Source organism: Ruegeria sp. CF8 (assembly GCF_056537285.1).
Map to the genome: position 1 here is coordinate 642906 of NZ_JBQFRG010000002.1, position 20760 is coordinate 663665.

A 20760-nucleotide genomic window follows, 5' to 3' on the forward strand; every position below is an offset into this window, starting at 1 on the left:
AGTTGGGTAAAAACAGATGATTGGCGCGCCAAGTACCCCTATTGATGTTATGCTGGCAGACGGCAATCCGCTGGTTCTGTCTGCCATGTCTGAAATCTTTGAACGCGACCAACGATTCTCGTTGGTGGCGACGTCAGCCACTGCCGAAGGGTTCCTGGGAACCGTCATGCGGGTTCCGGTTCAGGTGGGGGTGGTCGACTGGAACCTCCCGGTGCTCGGAGCAGCAAAGCTGATCGAGGTTCTCCGAGAACAGGCCAATGCACCCCGGTTTGTGGTGTACGGGGATGTGACTAGCGAAACGCCGCGGCTGGCCATGCAAGCCGGTGCCGCCGGTTTTGCCGCGCGATCCGGCGAGGTCGAAGGCTTGCTTGAAACCTGCGCCGATGTAGCCGCCGGTAAGATGGTCTTTCCGTTCATCGACGTTCGAAAAATGCAACAGGACCCAATCCAAAGCCTGTCCCGCAAAGAACGCACCATTCTTGAAGCCTTGGCCCAAGGCATGTCCAATCGGGATCTTTCAAAAGAGCTTCAGATTTCGACGAATACGGTGAAATTTCACCTGTCCAATATCTATGACAAGCTAGCCGTGAAAAACAGAACTCAGGCCATTGCATATTACTATTCGTCCAGATCCGCACTGGATTAGGACCATGGTCCGGGGTCTGCTGTCCAGAATGCGCGATGGCGAAGTGCTCACTAATTCCGTTTCTCCAAAGCCCAATCGTCCTTTATCCTGATCTTGAAAAAGCAGGAGCACCCCGATGGACATCACACCCCTCACCGGCGGCTTAGGCGCTGAAATCTGCGGCGCCGATATTCGAGACAACGGGCAATTCCCTGATATCCACCAAGCCTTTGCCAAGTATTCCGTTATCGTCTTAAGGGGTCAAACCGCTACCCCTGAAGACCATCTGCACTTTGCTCGCAGCTTTGGCGCGATCAACGTCAACCGTTTCTTCAAACCGGTTGATGGCTATCCCGAGATTGCGACGGTCCTCAAAGAAAAAGACCAGAAAGAAGCGGTGGGTGAAGGGTGGCACACTGATCATTCCTATGACGCAGCGCCAGCCATGGGATCAATCCTGCATGCGATTGAGATGCCGCCTTATGGCGGAGACACGCTGTTTGTGTCTATGGCAGCCGCGTATGAGGCACTCTCGGCCCCAATGCGTCAGTTTCTAGACGGGCTGACTGCTGTGCATTCTTCGCGTCACGTCTTTGGTGCCGCCATACAAGACAGCGAAGCCGCCAAGAGCGGTCGATTGGGCAACGCAGACGCCGCGACACAAGATGCGCACCATCCCATTGTCATCACACATCCACTCAGCGGGCGTCGTGGTCTTTTTGTGAATCCTGTCTTCACAACGCATATCGAAGGGCTCAGCAAAGACGAGTCAGATGCAATTCTTGCGATGCTGTACGAGCACTGCAAACAACCCGAGTTCCAATGCCGCGTGCGTTGGCGCGCGGGCGACATAACGATGTGGGACAACAGGGCCACATGGCACAAGGCAATCAACGACTATCACGGTTTTCGACGCCTGATGCACCGGGTCACGGTTGAAGGCGTGGCTTTGTCCAACCCTACTGAAAACAAGGACAGCTAAGGAACAAATCCACTGGGCACGCCAAAAATCGGTGCATCCACGCTGGAGCCTGTCAAAGCGTCCATAAAAGCGATCAGATTCTGGATTTCCACTTCCGAGAGTTCAATCGGATCAATGTCAGCTTTGCTGCGTTGGCGTTCCATTTCCAATCGATCGTCCCAAACCAGAAAGTCAGCATCGTGCAACCACGGAACCTCGGGCAAACCAGCCATATCGGGCGTCCAGGCATCAAAACTTGCCTGAGTATTCAGATGATGGCGAATGATGCTTTCGAGATCGGGGAAAGCCCCGTTGTGACCGTAAGGGGCCGTCAAAGCAACATTGCGCAACATGGGGGTGCGAAACCTGTAGGCATCTTCCAACCGATTGCTTTCACCCATACGACCGACGTCGCGGGCATGCGGATCCCATTGACGGGTTCGGCCCGGACCAAAAGGCGGAATGGCCAAAGCATGGAATTCCTGATCGGACATCAATGGGCCCGCGTGGCACGCGGAACAGTTTGCCTTGCCATAGAACAGATCCATCCCGTCTTTTTGAAGGGTTGATAACGCATTCATGTCCCCAGCCAGATACTGATCGAATGGGCTGTCGGTGCTCCTCCACTCGATGGCCATGAACGCGGCCAAAGCGTTGGCGATTTGGGTGATTGTGATGTCTTCCGTGGTTTCAATCTCATCAAATGCTGCGACCATTGCCGGGCCGTAATGGGGATCCGTTCTTACGCGTTTGGCAAGGATCGGCCACCCTTTGTCGATGCGATCGTGGACGGCCCCGGTGACTTGATTTTCGGCCACGTTACCAGCCATTTCGAACTGCGAGGTCAGCGGAAAAAGCGCTTGCGCAGCGAGCAGCGAGTTCAAGCCTTCAGGCAACCACTCCTGCGCGGGTGAGTTGAACCCGTTGCCGTAGACATCCGAGATGCTCAACCGGCCATCGTGAAACACCGTGTGGATCTCTTTTGCCCCGAGGTTCCAAAGACCGGGCGAATTTCGGGGAATGCGTTTACGGATTCTGTCTGCACCGATGCCGGGTGTACGCTCCGGCCCCAACCCCTGTCCGCCTTCTCCGATGCCCAGCGACACCCCATCCGAGGTGCCTAAATCCGGGTGGTGGCAATGGGCACAGGATATGTTCCTATTACCTGACAGGATCGGGTCGTAAAACAGTTGATGACCGATGGCGGCCTGTTCCATATCAAAGGGCAAGAAGTCATCATCGGTCAGCGGGCGCGGCACATCCTGTGCCGCCGCGCTCCCGGCCAAGAGGAAAGCAACTCCATGCGCCAGTTTGTACTTGCACTTTGTCTGCTTGCCAGCCCGGCGCTCGCCGAACTGGAACAGGCGCGCGACTTGATGGAGGCTGGGGAGTTTGAAGCCGCGCGCAAAGAACTGCTGCCCGCCGCCCGCTCGGGCAATGCCGAGGCCGAGGAATTGATTGGCGTGATGTACGGGCTGGGCCTGGGCGTCGAACGGGACTATGAGCGCGCGTTCGAATGGTATCTGCGCGCCTCGATGAAGGGGCATCCGGGGGCCCAGTCGGGGGTTGGCTGGTATTATGAGCTGGGTCTTGGGATGCCCGCGCCTGATCTGGTCAGGGCTTACATGTGGTACACGCTCAGCGCCATTGGCGGCGATCCCGATGCGGCGATCAGCCTTGAGGAAGTGGTCAAGAAAATGTCGCCGGAGCAGATCGAAAGAGCGCATGTTCTGGTCAATGATTACAAAGGGTGGATGTACCCTTTCAGATGAGGGATCAAGCCTTTAGCGGTTTAGCAAACCGTTTCGGTGCATTGGTTTCAGGATCGATAATCGGGCCTGAGGAGTATTGGCACACAAAAGCCCGTCGTGGATTCGCAGTCGTATTCGCACCCGAGCTGTGAAGCGTGAGGCTGGAAAACGCTACGATCGTTCCCGCCTTGCAGGTCATCGGTGTGCCGGTCTCCGAGCCGAAATACCCGTTGAGTTCGTTGCTTTCATCCTGCCATTCGTGAGGGTCCAGACCCGGCTCGGCGTCCAAATCGCGCGGCAGGATATAGACACAGCCATTTTCTTCGGTCGCATCATCCACTGCGATCCAGACGGTCAGATAGGGTGTGTGATCAAAGCCGACATAGGCACCGTCCTGATGCCAGGCAAAACTCGCGCCTTTGCCCGCACCTTTGACCACGAATTGTTCGTTGAACAGCATCGGGTCTTCGATCCCGCAGGCGCTTATGATTTCGGCGATTTTGGGGCCGAGCAAGAAGTCTTCCAGCAACGGAAACTCGGCGTGACGATGGCGGAGAAAGCGTCGCGCATCGCCTAGCCCAATTTTGTGCACGTTGCCGCCGCCATCATGGGCTGGCTCTTCCAGAAGCGTGTTGCAGGTGCCGCGTAGCATCTGCAGGTCTTCTGGGCTGAGTGCATCTTCGAAAACGAGGTAACCTTGGCGGCGAAATGCATCGGTTTGGTCGAGCATCTGAGTTTCTCCGGCGGGGGCAGGCTTGCGCGCGACCGGGGCCGCGCGCAGGGTTTTTTTTAGACGGCCTTACTGCGTCTCGGCAGCGCGCGTCGCCGCAATCTCGGCTTCGGCTTCGGCAACCGCTGCATTCAAGGCGTCAAAGGCGGCTTCTCCGCCGTCGACATTCGCCTTGAACCAATCATAGACAGGTGCCGCAGCTTCCTTGAACGCTGCCTTCTCTTCCGGGGTCGGGACATAGAGATCGCCACCTTCGGCTACGAATTCCTCATACGCCTGGATCGACTTGCGCTTGGGCGAGGCAAATGTGGCCTGCTGCAGCTGATAGAATCCATCGACGATAACATTGCGCAGCTCTGGCGGCATCGACATGAACTTTTCGTTGTTCATGAACCATAGCGCACCCATATAAGCATGCCCGTCCAGAGTGACGTATTTCAGACCCGCATCAGGGAACTTCATGCTCATGATGTCGGTAATGCCGTTCTTGGAGCCTTCGACAACTCCTGTCTGAAACGAGGTGAACAGCTCTGGCCACGGGATCGGTGTCGGGGCCGCGCCCAGCGCTTTGACCAGTTCCTGCGGCAGATCTGCGACTACGGTGCGGATCTTCAGCCCTTCCATGTCGCCGGGGCTCTGGATGCGGCGCTGCGTGTTTGCAAAGTTGCGCCAGCCGCCGGTGTTGCCAATCGTCATCAGACGCAGCGCGCCGCCCGAGTTCTCGGCGACCATTTCCTGCATCTTGGTCACAAAAGGCGAGCCGTTGGCCAGCGCAGATTCGGCAACGCGGTCATCCGACATCAGATAGGGCAGGTCCAGAACCTGAACAAAGGGGAAGATGCCAGACGTGCCACCCGAGGTTTGGATGACGATGTCGATTTGACCCTCTGCCACACCCTGCAAGCACTCGGCGCCATTCGAACATAGCTGGGTGCCGATAAACAATTCGACTTCAATCGCGCCGTTCGAGGCGGCCTCGACATAGTTCTTGAAGACGATCAGGCCGTCATAGTCCTCGTCGTTTTCGTTCGAATTGGCAGTGGCGCGCAGCGTGTAGTCGGCAGCCGTTGCCGCGACGGCAGACGCGGCCACAAGCGAAGTGGCAACCGCTGCGGTTTTGATAAAGTTTCTGAGCATGCGTTTCCTCCCTGTGGAACTCAGTTAGTTGGCAAATCCCGTTATCCTCGGGATCGTCATGGATAGTGCGGGGATATATGTAATCAGGAAAATCACGATGATTTCGACCGCCAGGAACGGCAGGATCGCTTTGGCGATGGTTTCGACACGTTCGCGCGAGACGGCCGCGGCCACAAACAGGACCAGCCCCATGGGCGGGGTGGCGAGGCCGACGGTCAGGTTGACGCTCATGATGATGGCGAAGTGGATCGGGTCAACACCAAGGCTGGTGAAGATCGGGCCAAGGATCGGACCAAGGATGATGATCGCCGGGCCTGCATCCAAAAACATGCCGACGATGAACAGAAGTAAGTTGATCAGGAACAGAAGGATCAACGGGTTTTCAGACAGGCTGAGGATCAGCGAGGCCAGTTGCTCCGGCGCGTGGCTGAGGCTGACCACCGTCTTGAACGCCATCGCCGCGCCAACCAGCAGAAGTACAACGGCTGATGTCATGCCTGCGTTGCTCAGCACCTCGGGCACTTCTTTCCATGTAAGCGTGCGCAGGACGAAGAAGCCAATGATAAAGGCATATCCCACGGCAACAGCTGCCGCCTCGGTCGGGGTGAAGATGCCGCCCAGAATACCGCCCAGAATGATCACCGGAGTCATCAGCGGGAAGAAGGCTTTCAGGCTGGCCTGACGCCGCTCGGGCCATGTGTATTTGCGGCTGGCGACGGGGAAGTCGTAGCGGTCGGCCATCAGTTTGATCATCAGCATCAGACCGACGCCGACCATCACACCGGGCACGATGCCCGCGAGGAACAGCGCAGCCACGCTTTCGCCCATAACATAAGCGTAGATAATCATGATGCCCGAAGGCGGAATGATCGGCCCGATCACCGAACTGGCCGCTGTAATCGCGGCGGCAAATTTGCGGGTATAGCCCTGTCTCTCCATGGCCGGGATCAACATCGATCCAAGCGCTGAGGTATCCGCCACCGCGGACCCCGAGAGGCCCGCGAAGAGGATCGAACTCAGCACATTCACATGCGCCAGACCGCCACGCAGATGGCCCATAAGCGCCTGTGAAAACTCGACAAGGCGGATGGTGATGCCGCCGCGGTTCATCAGTTCGCCAGCCAGCATGAAGAAGGGGATCGCCATCAGCGGGAAACTGTCCATGCCGTTATAGACGTTGCGATAGAGCAGCGTGATGTCGTTGGTCTGACCGTTGAGCCACAGCAGGATACCCGGCGCGGCCAGAAGGGCGAAAAAGACCGGCAGGCCGATCAGCAGGAAAATCAGAAAGGTGGGTAGGAACCAGATCAGCATTTATTCGGCCCCCACTGCCGCATCAGGAATTTCAGGCAACAGGTGACCCCCACCCAGCAGAGTGATGAAGGATCGCAGGATCAACTCGATATTCACCGAGATCAGCAGGACCACCCCCACCAGCAGTGAGGCCATCATCCAACTGCGCGGAATGCGGTACCATTCGTCAAACCCCAACGAGGTGGGCAGGTAGAGCGCGGCAGTGGCGAACCTACCACCAAAACCGGTCACCTCGGACCAGCCGATATTGACGGCGACTAGCAAGACAGCAAGCGAGATTAGCAGCAGGAACAGGTTTAACGTTTGGCCAATAGAACGCGTTAAAAAGCGTTCTAGCATATCAATGGCCACAAAGCCCCCGCGCCGAAACGCTGTGGGGGCCATCAGACCGGTCATCCACAACATGCAGAACCGTGCGGCCTCATCCGGCCAAGGCAGAGCATTGCCCAGAACATATCGGAAGAACACCTGAATCAGGATTGCGATTACCATGAGTGCAATCGCAACGACACCAACCGCGCGGCCAAGACGCAGCACGGTTTCGTTCACGAATGCAATCGGCGCAAGCACCGATGCCAGTCCGCCCATGCGGATCCTCCCTTGTTCAGCCGCGGGTATGTCCCACGGTCGTCAGATCGCGCTTAGTGCTGCGCGAATTGGCCGAGTTTCCCGGCGTAAAAGGTCAGCGCGTCTCCATCCGCCATGCTGGCCCTTAGAACTTTTCCTACGACAATAACGTGATCACCCGCGTCGTGATACGCATGTTGTTCGCACTCGAACCGTGCCAGACAATCCGACAGTAACGGCGTACCGTTTTTGCAGCGCTCATGGGCGATGTCGCGCAGGGCAAAGGCGTCTTTCGAGCAGCCAAAGCACAGTTCGGCCTGCTCCGATGACAAGACGTGAACGCTGAAATGTCGCGCCGCATGGAAATATGGGAAGCGGCGCGAGTTGCGGTCGCCTGCCCACATGATCAGTGGTGGGTCCAGTGACAAGGACGAAAAGCTGTTTGCGGTAATGCAAACCGGGCCATCCGCGCTGTCGCAGGTGACGATGGTGACGCCGGTCGCAAAACGACCAAAAGCGTCACGAAGGGTGCGGGTGTCGTCCTTATGCGGAACGAAAGTATGGGTCATGTCCTTTGAGATTGCGTTCATCAAGGTACCTCATGTCCCAGCGCAGCCTCATAGAGGCGATACCAGGTTTCGCGATCCAGTTTGACTTTCAAAGCGTCCGAAGCGCGCTTGATCCGGTCCAGATTGTTGGTGCCCAGAACCGGCATGATGTTCGCCGGATGTGCCAACAGGAAAGCCACGGCAACGGCGGCGCGATCCACACCAAACTCGGCTGCGATTCCATCGGCCACTACGCCGACCGGAGGGTTTCCGGCCATCAACAGACCTCCGCCCAGCGGCGACCACGCCATCAACGGATGGCCGTGTTGCTGGTGAAACGCCAGATCGCCATTTGTGAAGGGGCTGATCTCACCCAAAGAAATCTCGATCTGGTTGGTGACCAGTTTGGTCTTCATGGTCGATTGCAGCAGCGACCAGTCCCAGGGGCGGAAGTTCGATACACCCACAGCGCCCACCTTACCGCTGGCGACAACTTCGTCCAGCGCGGCACCAGTTTCATTGTGGTCCATCAGAGGGTCAGGGCGGTGAATCAACAGCAGGTCGATATGGTCAATGGCCATTTCTGTAAGCGAGGTTTCGACCGACTTCACGATATGCGCACGCGACGTGTCATAGTATTTCACCTTCGCATCCGCGTAACGGCCCACCGGGGCGATGATGTCACATTTGGTGACGATCTCCATCTTCTGGCGCAGGTTTGGATTAGCCCGCAGAGCGTTGCCCAGAACGGCCTCGGCTGCGTAACCGCCATAGATATCGGCCTGATCGAAGGTGGTTATGCCCTGATCCAGACAAGCCTGAATCTTGGCTTCGACATGACCGACAGACGTGTCGCTGTCATCGCCCAGCCGCCACATGCCATAGACAAGGCGGCTCATTTCCAGCGTTGCAGATAGTTTCACACGTTGCATCAGCGGCGTACTCCGTTGCCCAGCGGTGTGGCCGGGGTCGTCTTTGGAACCCTTCCATAAGCTTCTGGAAGGGAACAGGTTTTCAGGTTCGGCATCACGCGCGCGCCGAAATGCTTGGCCTCGTCCATATGCGGGTAGCCCGAGAATATAAAAGCACGGATGCCCATCTTCTGGTATTCCTCGATCTTGGACATAACCTGATCAGTCGATCCGACCAGAGCCGCCCCGCAGCCAGACCGCGCGCGTCCGACCCCGGTCCACAGCCCGGGTTCAACATAGCCGTATTCATCCGCCAGATCGCGGTTCTTGGCCTGATGTGCAACACCCAGCGACGTCGCGTCCAACGCCCGTTCACGTATGGCGCGACCGTATTCGTCATCCAGCTTCGAAACGATGTAATCCGCATATTCCTGCGCCTCAGCCTCGGTATCGCGGACGATCATGTGGACGCGCAGTCCATAATCCAGTGTTCGGTTGTAATTCTCGGCAACTGCGTGCACGGCTTTCATCCGTTCGGCAAGTTGGTCCTTTGTTTCAGGCCACATCAGGTAGACGTCGCAATGTTCACCGCACAAGTCCAAAGCCGAAGGTGAATATCCACCAAAATACAACAGCGGGCCGCCTGTCTGGTAGGGTTTCGCGGGCTCGGTCGTCAGACCCGAAAAATTGTATACCTCGCCGGCGTGATTGATCTCATCCTGCGTCCAGGCCTGTTTCAAAATCTCGACCACTTCGCGCGATCGCTGATAACGGAATGCACTGTCGGCTTTCTCACCGGGGAAGTCCGATGAGATGATGTTGACGGTCAGCCGCCCCTTCAGCATATGATCCAGCGTTGCGATGGTGCGCGCCAGCATGATCGGTTGCATCTCACCGCAGCGTACAGCGGCCAGCATGTTGATCCTGTCGGTGATCGGTGCGCAGCCAGCGACAAAACTCAGCGTGTCCTGACCAACCTGATACGAAGACGGACACAGGATGTTGCGAAATCCCTGCGCTTCGGCCTCTTTCACGATGCCCGAGCAATGCTCCCAACTGGATCGAAGATCGCCGTCCGGCACACCCAGAAACTGATAATCGTCCGAACAAAGTGCCGCAAACCACGATACTTCAGCAGCGTCCAGATCAGGGGATGTGATGGGGACGATAGTCATCTGAGTCGGTCTCCGCGCAGCGTTTGCTTTTTCTCTTGCGTAGCAATCGCTTTGATGTAGATCAATAGTGTATCAATTTTTCCCGCGACCAAGTGAAGCGACAGACTGTGCCCTCTGCCAATCGAAATCCGAACGCACTTCCGGTTTACATCCAGATTGCGGAACTGCTGATCCGCGATGTCGCGGCCGGGCGGTTGATGGATGGAGAGCGCCTGCCACCCGAACGCGAGATGGCGGCTGATCTGAATGTCTCGGTCGGAACTCTGCGAAAATCGCTCGCCGAGCTTGAAAAAAAGGGGATGCTGGAACGCATCCAGGGTTCAGGAAACTACATTCGCGAAACGGGCACGCAGAACAGCGTCTATGCTATGTTCCGGCTTGAACTGCCCGAAGGCGGTGGCCTGCCACGCGCCGATATCCTGTCGGTTGATCACTTGGACAAACCATCCGGTCTGCCGCAATTCGGTAAGTCGAACCGTGGATCACGCGTGCGCCGGATGCGCTATTTGAATGATACAATCATAGCTGTCGAAGAAATCTGGCTGGACGAATCAGCAGGTTTGATCGACCGGACCCTCTTGTCCGACTCTCTTTACCGCTACTATCAACGCCAATTGGGTTTTTGGATCATTCGGGCCGAAGACAGGGTCTCGGTCCAATCGCTTCCCGATTGGACGCCCGAAAGCTTCACCAAACCAGCAGGCCAAACAGTGGGGTATATCGAGCGTTTCAGCTGGTCAGAGACCGCTGAACCCGTTGAATTTTCGAAAACATGGTTCGACCCGGATCGGGCCAACTACGTCCAACGTTTGAAGTAAAAGGAAACACGCATGACCCGGACCATCAACTACGGGCTGATAGGATGCGGCATGATGGGGCAAGAGCACTTGCACAATATCGGCCTGTTGGAAGGGACGCGCGTGGCAGCGATTTTTGAGCCGGATCCGGTGATGGCAAAAGCCGCCAAAGCCATTGCGCCGGATGCCACGATGGTGAGCTCGGTCAAAGAGCTTCTGGCGGTCGAGGACTTGGATTGCCTTGTCATAGCAAGCCCTAATCACTTGCACGTGGACCAGATCTGCGAAGTTGCGGAAACGCGACCCCTGCCGCTGCTGGTGGAAAAGCCGTTGTTCACCGACCCACAGGATGCGGCCCGGTTGGAAGAGGTTGAGCGTATCTATCCCTGCCCCATCTGGGTTGCGATGGAATACCGATACATGCCCCCAATTGCCGCTTTGATCGACAAGGCTGGAACGACAGGTGGCGTGAAGATGCTGTCTATCCGCGAGCATCGTTTTCCATTTCTGGAAAAGGTCGGCCACTGGAACCGGTTTAATCGCAATACCGGAGGCACCTTTGTTGAAAAGTGCTGTCATTTCTTCGATCTCATGCGCTTGATCCTGCAATCCGACCCGGTACGCGTGACCGCAAGTGGGGGGCAAGCCGTCAATCATCTGGACGAAAGCTACGAAGGCGAAACACCGGATATTCTGGACCACGGGTACGTTATTGTCGATTTCGCCTCGGGCGCACGCGCCATGTTAGAGCTGTGCATGTTTGCCGAAGGCGCTCGGTATCAGGAAGAAATTTCTGCTGTTGGACCCAACGCCAAAGTCGAAGCGCTGGTTCCCGGACCAGGGCGCTTCTGGCCGGATCATCTGGGGGAACCGCCGGTGCCCAAGGTTATCGTAAGCCCCCGCAACCCCAAGGGGCCCACGTCAATAGACGTCCCCGTAGACGCCAGAATACTGGCGGCCGGAGACCACAATGGATCAACCTATTATCAGCACCAAGGGTTTCTGGCCGTACTGCGCGGCGAAAAGGCCCAACCCGATGTCAGCCTAAAGGACGGTCTTTGGGCCGTACGGATCGGACACGCCGCACAACAGGCGATGGAAAGCGGCGAAACCGTACGCTTAGGCGGCTGACCAAAGCGTCGCGAAGGGTTGTGTTCTCAAATCGTTTGGAACTCAACCCTTCTCGTACGACCGCCCGAAACCTTTGTGGATGTGTGCTTGCACGTGATCCGCAAGCACATGGTCAAGGTTCAATTTGTCCGCGATGGTTTCCTCATCGGACGCGCATCCGGGCCTTTTTTCGCACGCACTTTAAAGCTCTTGGGCTTCTCGCCGTCATGTCGGCTTTTGTGACGTTCGGTCCGAGACCCCATCGGTTTCGACGGATCCGCCGCGTTTTTGCGCCGCTTGTTTTCCGCACCGCCGCTTTTGCCCGTTGGTTTCTTCCCGGGGTTGCCCTGACTCTTGCTATGACCTGCCTTTGGCTTTGCAGACTTTGGTTTGTCCGGGCTTTCCCGGCGCTTCTGCGGCTTTTTTGGGCTTGGTTCAAACTCAGCGGGTTTCGACGCGCCAGCGGGCTTGCTGTCTCGACGCGATGTGTTCTCTTTCCGATCCGGGCGTGGCGTTTTACGTGGTGCTTTCAGCGTAGCCGGAGGGCCTTTGGGCGAGGCGTCGAAATTCGGAACACCCGGCAATTCGGTCAAGCGCGCACCCTGTTCAAGGTCAAGCTCAGGGCCAAGCTCGTTCTTCATTGCCGGTACCGCGTCGCTGAGAATTTCAACGAATGTTTCCTGATACTGGACACGAATGGCCCCAATCGCGTCTTTAGAGATCCCGGCATTTCGGCACAGCATCGGCAGCAACCAACGCGGCTCAGCCCGCTGTTTGCGACCCAACGACAACGAAAACCACGTACTTGGCCCGAAATCCGAAGCCTCTCGTTTTTTGCGGGCACCCGGTTCAGGCACATCACCCAAAATCTCTGGCGCGGAATTGCGCTCGCGGTAGAGTCGCAGAAACGCCGCCGCGATCTTCTCGGCTGTATGCTCTTGCAAAAGGCGTTGGGCAAACGCCTGTTCTTCGGGGCTTGGCGATTGACTCCATCCCGGATCGGACATCAGCCGTTCTTCATCGCGGGCAAGCACCGCCTCGGCAGAGGGTGGCGTGCCCCATTCGGCCTCCAGTTTGGCGGATTTCAACAGGCGCTGTGCCTTTGACCGTTGGCGCCCAGGTACAATCAGCACCGAAGTGCCCTTGCGTCCGGCGCGGCCTGTTCGCCCGGACCGGTGCAACAGGGATTCCGCATTGGACGGCAGATCCGCGTGGATCACAAGTTCCAGCCGGGGCAAGTCAATACCGCGTGCAGCCACATCTGTTGCGATACATACACGCGCGCGCCCGTCGCGCAGGGCCTGCAAAGCGTGGGTGCGCTCGGACTGGCTCAGCTCGCCCGAAAGCGAAACCACCGAAAACCCCCTGTTGGAAAACTTCGCTGTCAGGCGGGCCACTATAGACCGGGTATTGGCAAAGATGATCGCCGTTTGCGCATCATGAAAACGCAAAAGGTTGATGATTGCCTTTTCGATGTCTGACGGGGCCACGGACAGCGCAAGATAGGAAATGTCCGCGTGCTGGGCGTTTTTGTTGCCGACCTCGATCCTACGGGCGTCTTCTTTCTGATAGGTCTGCGCAAGCTTGGCGATGCCGCGCGGCACCGTTGCAGAAAACAGCAATGTCCGACGGTTTTCCGGAGTGTGATCCAGAATGAATTCCAGATCCTCGGAGAATCCCATGTCCAGCATCTCATCCGCTTCGTCCAGGACAACCGCTCTAAGATCACCCAGATCGATCACTCCTCGCGACACGTGGTCTCTGAGACGGCCGGGCGTGGCGACGATGACGTGTGCGCCGCGCTCAATCGCTCTGCGTTCCGTGCGCGCATCCATACCACCCACGGCAGATGCAGTAACGATCCCTGCTTCAGAGAAAAGCCAGTCAAACTCTCGCTGAACCTGCATGGCCAGTTCACGTGTGGGCGCAATGACCAGGGCCAAAGGGGCAGCCGGTCGATCAAACCGGCCGTCTTTGTCCAGCAGGTCGGGTGCTATGGCTAACCCAAAGCCAACCGTCTTTCCTGATCCGGTTTGTGCTGACACCAAAAGGTCAAGCTGGGCCAGCTCAGGCTGGGTCACCGCCACCTGAACGGGCGTAAGTTCGCTGTAACCTTTGTTGGTCAACGCCTGCGAAAGCGTCATTGGCAGGTCGAAGAGGTTGGGCATACATCACCTTGCAGAAGAAAGATCACGCCCTTAACGACGATGGCAGAGTTTGTACAGCCTCGTTTGGGCCTGCAGGTCCGATCAGCAATGAAACAAACCGGAACCGGCAGGGTTTGACTTTTTTGAACTGTTGATGCTCGCAGTCTTGAAGCTGTCAGTGAAATCCGCGCGGGACGCTTTCCGTCCACTCTTTGACCATGACTTCGGCACCCTCTGCGCCTTCGGTAGCCCGCAGTTTTCGTGTCAGGTAGAAATTCTGCGCATCACAATGCATGGAACTCTCGGTCTCAATCTCCACGTTCCAGTCGCCCCTTTCGAAGGTGAAAAGCCATTGGCTGTTGAAACGGGCGGACGCAGGGTCGTCGGGGTGGATGCTGTAATGCATGGCGACATGGCTGCCAACGACCAGTCCGTGATAAGGATCGCGCGCTTTACCATAGTCGTCGAACGTGTCCAAAACGAGGGTCCCATCGTCCAGCACATGCTGATCGGATCGCCCGGACGGCGCGCGCAGCACCTCTGTTTCCAGTACAGGAAAATCCCGTGCCGGACCCGGGTTCTGCGGTTCGATTTCCACCTCGACCTCGCGCACGGGCAGTTGCAGAGCGCTGCGGTCCAGATGGAGCGTAACCTTGGCCTGTTCCGGTGCGGGCCAGACAACGGGCCAATAGCTGGTCGATAGCGCCAGCCGCAACCGGTGCCCTGCGTGCAAATGATGGGCGCATTCATTGAGCAGGATTTCCGCCTCATAAACCTGTCCCGGCACAAGGGTTTCGGGCGCTTCATGACTGGCATAGTGGCAAAGATTGAGCGGCCGGTAGCTGATACGCTGGGACATCCCTTCGGGAGAAACATCACAAAGCCGCGCCATCAATTGCGCGACCGGTTTATCGACGCTGAATGCAAAGCGCAGCCGCGCCCGTCCCAAAATCTCTAGCGGTTCATCCAGCACGGCAGTGTCAAAGCATTGCGACAGCACATCATCGGGGGCCTGATCACCGCACAGCTCATTGTCAAAGCGCATGCCCGGGCAGAAATAACCGCTGGTCGCTCCAACACTGGCCGGGCTGCTTACGGTGACTGTGCCTTTGGTAGGTCCAGCACCAAACCCGTCCTGCGTCAGGTGCAGAACCCGATCTTTCACATTGTCCGACGGCCATTTCTGTTCGGCAATCCAGCGCCCTTTGCGTGGGCCATTCTGTTTGGTCGGTTGGAAGTGTTCCTGCATGAAAGTACGATAATCTGGTAGATCCTCAGCCCCGTTTTGCCGCCCTTTGAGCCAGCGATCAAACCACGTAATCACCTCCGAATGGAAATCGGATGGCGCAAGTTTTGAGATGTGTGGATAGCGATGCTCCCAAGGGCCAACCATCGCTTTGGCCGGGACTTTCAAATGGGTCGCCAGCGCGGAAGGCGCGTTGACATAGGCATCAGCCCAGCCCGTCATGGCCAGAACCGGAACTTTGATTGCATCCCAGTCCTCGCACACGGATCCGTGTTTCCAAAACGCATCACGCGTGGGATGCCGCAACCAATCCACTGCGGAAAAGGGCAGCGTTTCCATCCGGTTCAGCCAATCCTCACGCCAATCCTCACGCAAGTCCGGGTCCGCCGGTCGCGACAGATAGGCAAACATCTGACTGGCCCAATTTGCATTGTCGCTCAGCAGACAGCCGCCCATAAAATGGATGTCATCAGCATAACGATCCACAGTCGAAGCAACGGAAACCACGGCCTTGAGCGCCTCAGGCTGGCGGTACGCCAATTGCAGCCCGTTAAAACCACCCCAGGAAATCCCGATCATACCAATATTGCCGTCACACCAATCCTGCGCTGCAATCCACGCCAAAACCGCCTCGCCGTCGCTCAGCTCCTGCTCGGAATACTCGTCATCGAACTGCCCGTCGCTGTCGCCGGTACCCGTGATATCCACCCGGACACACGCATAGCCCTCGCGGGCAAACACGGGGTGAGTAGATTCATCCCGAGGTGCCGTGCCATCGCGTTTGCGATACGGCAGGTATTCCAGAATGGCCGGACTGGGGCCGCTTGCCGGCAACCAGATCCGGGCGGCCAGATTGCGACCGTCCGCCATTGGGATGAAGACGTTTTCAATTACGCTATGATCATTTGTCACGAAGTATTCCCTCAGCGATTCTCAGGCACCCTAACTCCTTTGGCTGCCGCACTTAACGACATCAGCGACACCGAAGCCCAAAAAAGACATTTGAAACAGAAAGTGCAGATCTTCACTGGCCCGTTTGTCGGCAGGGTTAATGACGCCACTGAATTTAACACCACCCCTATGGGGCGGCGGCAAGCACCTCAACTTCGACCTTAAACTCCGGCCTCGTAAAACCGCTGACTATCAACAGCGTCGAGCTTGGCAAGCGGCTGGTCGAAGCAATAAATTCATCACGGGCGCGCATGTAGCCTGACATATGCGATCGGTTAGTTACAAAAGCTTTGATATGCGCGACATCACCTGCACCCATACCCGCTGACCGCAGAATTTTTTCGACGTTTTGAAAACAGACAATAGCTTGGTCATATGCGTCTTCGGGGGTGCTTCCATCCATGCGAATCCCCAATTGCCCCGACGTTTGCACCAATCTCCAGTCGCCGGGAATTTCGACACCATGTGCATAGCGCGCGAACGGTTGCGGCATGTCTGATGGGCTTAACGCTTTCATTTCCCACACTCTTTTTCGCTGATAAATTATGCTTGCGAGTTTGAACGATCTTTGCAAGTCTTAACGTCATTCTCTGGCACGGATATTCCAAGGGCCACGTAAATCCACCGTCTTTCAAAGAGGGCGATATGGGCAAACGTGTTCTTTTGGTGCGCCATGGGAATGAACCCGCCGATGATCGAATTGTCACCTGGCTTGGCCAGGAAGGCTTTGAAATCGATAGCCGCAAACCCTTTGATGGCGACCTGCTGGGCGAGCCGGATGAGGAATTGGCCGGTACGGTCATCTACGGTGGAAACTTCAACGTCTACGAAACCGACACGCACCACTTTCTAAACGAAGAATATCGTTGGATCGGGGCATGCCTGAATGCCGATGTTCCAATGCTCGGAATCTGTCAGGGCGCGCAGCAGATTGCCTATCATCTTGGCGCGTGGGCCGGAGCACCCGAATCCGAATATTTTGAGTTCGGGTACTATAAGATCGAGCCGGAACCTTCTGAACCCGGCTTCATGTCCGGACCCATGTGGGTAACGCAGGCGCATTTTCACACGTTCGATTTGCCGGAAGGCGCAACCCGACTTGCCGGCAACGACAACTACGCAAACCAAGCTTTTCGGTACGGGGATAAGGTGTTTGGTCTGCAGTTCCATCCCGAGGTTACGGTGGCTGGATTCCAGCGATGGCAAGAGGCCAAGTGGAACATTTACGGTCGCCCCGGCGTGCAAAGTCGCGAAGAACAGACCCGGTTGATGAAGCAGCACGATCCTGCGCTCGCCGTCTGGTTTCACGGATTCCTGGGCCGCCTGTTCGGGAGGGCCGCATGAGCATTCAAGGCTATTGGGCCGATCACAAGGCGCCGGATTTTCGCAACGTGCCAGATGATCTGGTTGCCGTCCTGCCAATCGGAGCCACAGAACAACACGGGCCCCATCTGCCGGTATCTGTTGACAGTGACCTGGTGGCCGCTGTGGTCGAGCGTACTTTGCCTCGGCTGCATGCCGAGCAGAACGTGCTGATCCTGCCGGGTTTGACTATCACCAAAAGCGGCGAACATGATCGTCATCCCGGTACCCTAAGCCTGTCTGCGGATACTCTGCTGGCGGTGTTGCGCGACATCGGAGCCTCGGTCGCGCGGGCAGGTGTGCAGCGGCTTGTTCTGTTCAACGGCCATGGGGGTAACACAGCCCTTTTAGAGATTGCAGCGCGCGATTTGCGGATCGCGCACGAGATAATCGTTGTTACATGCTCGTGGTTCGGTTTTTCCGAGTGGGAGGACGTAGTTGATCCGACTTCTGCGTCAGTTGACCTGCATGCCGGAGAGTCCGAGACCTCTTCAATGCTGGCGGCAAAACCGCATCTGGTGGATATGAGCCGCGCGCGGAACTTTGTTCCCGCCATCCGGGATTGGGAAAAACAGTTTCACCATATTGGTCTGACGGGGCAAACCGCACGGCCAGGCTGGATCATCGATGACTTGCACTTGGACGGTGCTTGTGGGGATGCCTCTGCCGCGACGGTGGAAAAGGGTGAACGCCTCTTGGATACAGCCGCCGACAATTTCGCGCAGTTTCTGGCCGAGTTCGCCCGGTTCGATCACCGGAGTGGCGTGACATGAATGTGCTACCCTCTTCTGATCTTCTGACCGTGGAAAATGTTCTGGTGCCGTCCTCGATGATCGCCAACGCAATAGAGTTCGGCGGCATTCCAGTTTCGGACTGTGTGAATGGTGATTTGGTTATCCGCAACGGGCATGCCGTCGCTCTGCAGCCCTGTGTCCGACAGGCCGAAGTTTCGGGCCTGGTCACCCCGCGCCTGACCGAATGCCATGTGCATCTGGATAAATGCCACACGATCTCAAGAATGGGCCAGGTTGGCGGAGATCTAATTGCCGCCATGGACGCCCAACGCCGCGACCGTATGTTTTGGACGGAAGACGACCTGCGCCAGCGGGCCGAACGGGGGCTGCAAGAGTTGATGTCCTCGGGGTGCGGCATCGTTCGAAGTCATTTCGACTGGGCCGCTGATCCAGAGAGTACTTCCCCCCCGTTGGCGTGGTCCGTGCTGCAAGAGCTCGCGTTGGATTATCAGGATACGGTCCACCTACAAGTCGCCGCGCTATTGAACACAACCGATTTGGCCGACCCGGCAACGGCAAATGCGATAGGGCGCGAGATCGCCCGTGGCAATGGGGTACTCGGCCTGTTCGTATTGAACCAACCGGATCGACACGCCGCGATACAAGTTGCAGTTCAGCTGGCTGAAAAACATGGCCTCGCATTGGATTTTCACGTTGATGAAGGGTTGCACCAAGGGCTGGACGGGCTGGAGATCATAGCCGACACGCTCATCGAAACCGGGTTTCAGGGCCCTGTGCTGTGCGGTCACGCGTGCAGCCTGATGAATTTGGCCGACACGCCTTTGCAAGCGCTGCTGGACAAAACGGCGCGCGCGGGTTTGACAATCGCCAGCCTGCCGACTTCGAACCTGTATCTGCAAGGACGGGCACAGGGGACCCCCGACAGGCGCGGCATAACCCGGATAGCCGAGTTGCAGACCGCAGGCGTTCCCGTCGTGGTGGGCACCGACAACGTGCGTGATGCCTTCTGTCCGCTGGGCCGCCACGACCCACGCAAGAGTCTGGAACTGGCAGCGCTGACAGCGCATCTGGACCCGCCATTTGGTGATTTGCTTCCTATGATCACGACGAACGCGCAAAAGGCGCTGGGTCTGTCACCAAACACCGTGGATGGGGCAGCCGTCGAAGACCTGCTGATCTTTGATGCCGCATCAACCTCGGACTGGCTGACCGGGACATCCGCGCCCAAACCCTTGAAGCACGCTCTGACAGGAGAGATTGCATGACGTCAATTTCCGGAAAAAGCGATCTGGACTGGGCCGCGTTTGCCGAACGCCTCGCGCCTGTTGAAGTGATCGACGAACCCGTTCTGGTCAAGAAACGGTCGCGCGATTTCTTCTGGTACAGCCCGATCCTGAACCAACAGCTCAAACGCAGTTTTGGCGATCTGGTCGCCCTGCCGAAAACTGTTGAAGAGATGGCTCATTGCCTGAAAACCGCGCATGACGCAGATGCTCCTGTCGTGCTGCGCGGTGGCGGGACCGGCAATTACGGACAGGCCGTGCCCCTGCACGGTGGTCTGATCATCGAAACCACCCGGATGAACCGAATTTTGGAAATCGGAGACGGCTTTGTCCGTGCCGAGGCGGGCGCGCTGATGGCGGATGTCAATGCAGCGCTGATGGCAAAGGGGTGGGAGATGGCGATGTTCCCGTCGACACAAGATATCGCGACGATCGGTGGGTTTGTCGCGGGCGGGTCTGCGGGCATTGGCTCAATAGCTAACGGTGTTCTCAGAGAGCCCGGCAACATCCTGCAGCTCAAGGCCTTGTCCGTTGAAGAAAACCCCCAGGAATATGTGTTCGAAGGTCAGGACGTTCTGCAAATACATCATGCTTGGGGCTTGAACGGGGTCATTACCGAAGTGACGCTGCGCACGGTTCCCCATCCTGATTGGATCGGGTGCATGGCGACGTTCGACAGCTACCAAGACTGCTACGCTGCCGGGTACGCGGTTGCGACCGACGATCAGATCGGATGTAAGCTGGCCAGCACTGTCGACGCTCGGATCGTGGAGTATTTCCCCCGACTGAAAGGCCATGTCCGGCCCGACAAGCACCTTCTTGTTTCGCTTGTACCTGCGACCGATATGGCTCGGTTTCGCGATCTCATCGCCGATCAGGGAGGGAACCTTGATCTGGAATTAACCGAAGATGACCGGAAAGCAGCATCACTGCCCCATGTGTTCGAATTTGCCTATAACCACACCACTCTGCAGGTTCTGAAAGCGGACCGGTCAGCGACCTACCAACAAATCGGCGTACCGGATGCATCCGACGCGGGCGCGGTTGCAAAGGTTGGTGCAGCCTTGGGTGACGATGTCTGGCAGCATCACGAATTCTCGTTGCTGAACGGCGAGGTCGTCGCCTTTGATCTGCCAATCATCTGGTACTCCACCGAAGATCGCCTGCGAGAGATCGGTCGAATTTACGAAGAGCACGGGCACGGCGTGTTTGACGCCCACAGTTTCCATGTGGAAAGCGGTGGTTTGAAAACCGCTGACTATCTGCACCTCGCCTGGAAAAAACGACTGGACCCAAAGGGTTTGCTGAACCCCGGCAAGTCCCGCGCCTGGGATTTGGTCAAGGATCTGCCACCCGAAGAAATCGAAGCCAAAGCAACCGTGTAAGAGGT

General features: G+C 57.1%; 20 protein-coding genes. 9 read left to right on the forward strand and 11 right to left on the reverse strand.

Translation table 11 applies throughout. The annotated features are described in order from the left end of the window. Nucleotides 1–16 precede the first annotated feature (16 nt). Both ACR0EV_RS07480 and ACR0EV_RS07485 read left to right on the forward strand, forming a co-directional pair. A complete protein-coding gene (locus ACR0EV_RS07480; protein ID WP_480799516.1) occupies nt 17–646 on the forward strand; it encodes a response regulator transcription factor in 630 nt (209 codons plus the stop codon). A 115-nt stretch (nt 647–761) separates the two neighbouring features. Then, nucleotides 762–1607, forward strand: a complete 846-nt coding sequence (locus ACR0EV_RS07485; RefSeq protein WP_480799517.1) for a TauD/TfdA dioxygenase family protein — start codon at nt 762–764, stop codon at nt 1605–1607. Here ACR0EV_RS07485 and ACR0EV_RS07490 read toward each other — a convergent pair. Then, nucleotides 1604–2872, reverse strand: coding sequence for a cytochrome-c peroxidase (locus ACR0EV_RS07490; protein WP_480799518.1), 1269 nt, complete (start codon nt 2870–2872; stop codon nt 1604–1606). The two genes, ACR0EV_RS07485 and ACR0EV_RS07490, sit on opposite strands and share 4 nt — an antisense overlap. Nucleotides 2873–2887: 15 nt before the next feature. On the opposite strand from ACR0EV_RS07490, the gene ACR0EV_RS07495 reads away from it, so the two are divergent. Beyond that, nucleotides 2888–3358 (forward strand): tetratricopeptide repeat protein, encoded by a 471-nt coding sequence (locus ACR0EV_RS07495; protein WP_171236618.1) that lies wholly within the window; start codon nt 2888–2890, stop codon nt 3356–3358. Nucleotides 3359–3362: 4 nt separating this feature from the next. On the opposite strand, the gene ACR0EV_RS07500 is transcribed toward ACR0EV_RS07495, so the two are convergent. The 7 genes from ACR0EV_RS07500 to ACR0EV_RS07530 form a co-directional block, all read right to left on the reverse strand. Beyond that, complete coding sequence (locus ACR0EV_RS07500) at nt 3363–4067, reverse strand: phytanoyl-CoA dioxygenase family protein (RefSeq protein ID WP_480799519.1); 705 nt, start codon at nt 4065–4067, stop codon at nt 3363–3365. Nucleotides 4068–4136: 69 nt separating this feature from the next. Next, complete coding sequence (gene dctP / locus ACR0EV_RS07505; protein ID WP_480799520.1) at nt 4137–5204, reverse strand: TRAP transporter substrate-binding protein DctP; 1068 nt, start codon at nt 5202–5204, stop codon at nt 4137–4139. Between the two features lie 24 nt (nt 5205–5228). Further along, on the reverse strand, nt 5229–6518 hold the full coding sequence (locus tag ACR0EV_RS07510) for a TRAP transporter large permease (RefSeq protein WP_480799521.1): 1290 nt from the start codon (nt 6516–6518) through the stop codon (nt 5229–5231). Further along, nucleotides 6519–7106: a TRAP transporter small permease gene (locus ACR0EV_RS07515; RefSeq protein ID WP_480799522.1), complete on the reverse strand. Its 588-nt coding sequence runs from the start codon at nt 7104–7106 to the stop codon at nt 6519–6521. It lies immediately after the preceding gene. A 53-nt stretch (nt 7107–7159) separates the two neighbouring features. Then, nucleotides 7160–7675, reverse strand: coding sequence for a flavin reductase family protein (locus ACR0EV_RS07520; RefSeq protein WP_480799523.1), 516 nt, complete (start codon nt 7673–7675; stop codon nt 7160–7162). Continuing rightward, nucleotides 7675–8565: an aldo/keto reductase gene (locus tag ACR0EV_RS07525; protein ID WP_480799524.1), complete on the reverse strand. Its 891-nt coding sequence runs from the start codon at nt 8563–8565 to the stop codon at nt 7675–7677. Before ACR0EV_RS07525 ends, ACR0EV_RS07520 begins: the two co-directional genes overlap by 1 nt. Further along, a complete protein-coding gene (locus tag ACR0EV_RS07530) occupies nt 8565–9719 on the reverse strand; it encodes an LLM class flavin-dependent oxidoreductase (RefSeq protein WP_480799525.1) in 1155 nt (384 codons plus the stop codon). Before ACR0EV_RS07530 ends, ACR0EV_RS07525 begins: the two co-directional genes overlap by 1 nt. A gap of 107 nt (nt 9720–9826) precedes the next feature. Between ACR0EV_RS07530 and ACR0EV_RS07535 the strand changes: the two genes are divergently transcribed. Beyond that, nucleotides 9827–10537 carry a GntR family transcriptional regulator gene (locus ACR0EV_RS07535; protein ID WP_480799584.1) on the forward strand — a complete coding sequence of 237 codons (711 nt, stop codon included), beginning with the start codon at nt 9827–9829 and terminating at the stop codon, nt 10535–10537. 12 nt (nt 10538–10549) lie between these two features. Further along, nucleotides 10550–11647 (forward strand): Gfo/Idh/MocA family protein, encoded by a 1098-nt coding sequence (locus tag ACR0EV_RS07540; protein ID WP_480799526.1) that lies wholly within the window; start codon nt 10550–10552, stop codon nt 11645–11647. Between the two features lie 119 nt (nt 11648–11766). Here ACR0EV_RS07540 and ACR0EV_RS07545 read toward each other — a convergent pair whose 3' ends face one another. The 3 genes from ACR0EV_RS07545 to ACR0EV_RS07555 all read right to left on the reverse strand — a co-directional run bounded on the left by ACR0EV_RS07545 (nt 11767) and on the right by ACR0EV_RS07555 (nt 16487). Further along, the gene (locus tag ACR0EV_RS07545; RefSeq protein ID WP_480799527.1) at nt 11767–13794 is read right to left on the reverse strand and encodes a DEAD/DEAH box helicase; all 2028 of its coding nucleotides are present in this window, start codon (nt 13792–13794) and stop codon (nt 11767–11769) included. A 154-nt stretch (nt 13795–13948) separates the two neighbouring features. After that, the gene (locus ACR0EV_RS07550; protein ID WP_480799585.1) at nt 13949–15889 is read right to left on the reverse strand and encodes a CocE/NonD family hydrolase; all 1941 of its coding nucleotides are present in this window, start codon (nt 15887–15889) and stop codon (nt 13949–13951) included. Between the two features lie 208 nt (nt 15890–16097). After that, the gene (locus ACR0EV_RS07555; RefSeq protein WP_480799528.1) at nt 16098–16487 is read right to left on the reverse strand and encodes a RidA family protein; all 390 of its coding nucleotides are present in this window, start codon (nt 16485–16487) and stop codon (nt 16098–16100) included. Nucleotides 16488–16615: 128 nt separating this feature from the next. Here ACR0EV_RS07555 and ACR0EV_RS07560 point away from each other — a divergent pair, with 128 nt between their 5' ends. The 4 genes from ACR0EV_RS07560 to ACR0EV_RS07575 are packed head-to-tail and all read left to right on the forward strand — an operon-like array spanning nt 16616 to nt 20755. Continuing rightward, nucleotides 16616–17314 (forward strand): glutamine amidotransferase-related protein, encoded by a 699-nt coding sequence (locus ACR0EV_RS07560; RefSeq protein WP_480799529.1) that lies wholly within the window; start codon nt 16616–16618, stop codon nt 17312–17314. After that, complete coding sequence (locus ACR0EV_RS07565; protein WP_480799530.1) at nt 17311–18105, forward strand: creatininase family protein; 795 nt, start codon at nt 17311–17313, stop codon at nt 18103–18105. Before ACR0EV_RS07560 ends, ACR0EV_RS07565 begins: the two co-directional genes overlap by 4 nt. After that, nucleotides 18102–19352 (forward strand): amidohydrolase family protein, encoded by a 1251-nt coding sequence (locus tag ACR0EV_RS07570; protein WP_480799531.1) that lies wholly within the window; start codon nt 18102–18104, stop codon nt 19350–19352. The genes ACR0EV_RS07565 and ACR0EV_RS07570 overlap by 4 nt, the downstream gene beginning before the upstream one ends. After that, nucleotides 19349–20755 carry an FAD-binding oxidoreductase gene (locus ACR0EV_RS07575; RefSeq protein ID WP_480799532.1) on the forward strand — a complete coding sequence of 469 codons (1407 nt, stop codon included), beginning with the start codon at nt 19349–19351 and terminating at the stop codon, nt 20753–20755. Before ACR0EV_RS07570 ends, ACR0EV_RS07575 begins: the two co-directional genes overlap by 4 nt. Nucleotides 20756–20760: the final 5 nt, after the last annotated feature.

Bases quoted from the DNA above. Each gene is read 5' to 3' on its own strand.
- ACR0EV_RS07480 (WP_480799516.1), top strand. From the start codon at position 17: ATGATTGGCGCGCCAAGTACCCCTATTGATGTTATGCTGGCAGACGGC.
- ACR0EV_RS07485 (WP_480799517.1), top strand. From the start codon at position 762: ATGGACATCACACCCCTCACCGGCGGCTTAGGCGCTGAAATCTGCGGC.
- ACR0EV_RS07495 (WP_171236618.1), top strand. From the start codon at position 2,888: ATGCGCCAGTTTGTACTTGCACTTTGTCTGCTTGCCAGCCCGGCGCTC.
- ACR0EV_RS07500 (WP_480799519.1), bottom strand. From the start codon at position 4,067: ATGCTCGACCAAACCGATGCATTTCGCCGCCAAGGTTACCTCGTTTTC.
- dctP (WP_480799520.1), bottom strand. From the start codon at position 5,204: ATGCTCAGAAACTTTATCAAAACCGCAGCGGTTGCCACTTCGCTTGTG.
- ACR0EV_RS07510 (WP_480799521.1), bottom strand. From the start codon at position 6,518: ATGCTGATCTGGTTCCTACCCACCTTTCTGATTTTCCTGCTGATCGGC.
- ACR0EV_RS07515 (WP_480799522.1), bottom strand. From the start codon at position 7,106: ATGGGCGGACTGGCATCGGTGCTTGCGCCGATTGCATTCGTGAACGAA.
- ACR0EV_RS07520 (WP_480799523.1), bottom strand. From the start codon at position 7,675: ATGAACGCAATCTCAAAGGACATGACCCATACTTTCGTTCCGCATAAG.
- ACR0EV_RS07525 (WP_480799524.1), bottom strand. From the start codon at position 8,565: ATGCAACGTGTGAAACTATCTGCAACGCTGGAAATGAGCCGCCTTGTC.
- ACR0EV_RS07530 (WP_480799525.1), bottom strand. From the start codon at position 9,719: ATGACTATCGTCCCCATCACATCCCCTGATCTGGACGCTGCTGAAGTA.
- ACR0EV_RS07540 (WP_480799526.1), top strand. From the start codon at position 10,550: ATGACCCGGACCATCAACTACGGGCTGATAGGATGCGGCATGATGGGG.
- ACR0EV_RS07545 (WP_480799527.1), bottom strand. From the start codon at position 13,794: ATGCCCAACCTCTTCGACCTGCCAATGACGCTTTCGCAGGCGTTGACC.
- ACR0EV_RS07550 (WP_480799585.1), bottom strand. From the start codon at position 15,889: ATGGCGGACGGTCGCAATCTGGCCGCCCGGATCTGGTTGCCGGCAAGC.
- ACR0EV_RS07555 (WP_480799528.1), bottom strand. From the start codon at position 16,487: ATGAAAGCGTTAAGCCCATCAGACATGCCGCAACCGTTCGCGCGCTAT.
- ACR0EV_RS07560 (WP_480799529.1), top strand. From the start codon at position 16,616: ATGGGCAAACGTGTTCTTTTGGTGCGCCATGGGAATGAACCCGCCGAT.
- ACR0EV_RS07565 (WP_480799530.1), top strand. From the start codon at position 17,311: ATGAGCATTCAAGGCTATTGGGCCGATCACAAGGCGCCGGATTTTCGC.
- ACR0EV_RS07570 (WP_480799531.1), top strand. From the start codon at position 18,102: ATGAATGTGCTACCCTCTTCTGATCTTCTGACCGTGGAAAATGTTCTG.
- ACR0EV_RS07575 (WP_480799532.1), top strand. From the start codon at position 19,349: ATGACGTCAATTTCCGGAAAAAGCGATCTGGACTGGGCCGCGTTTGCC.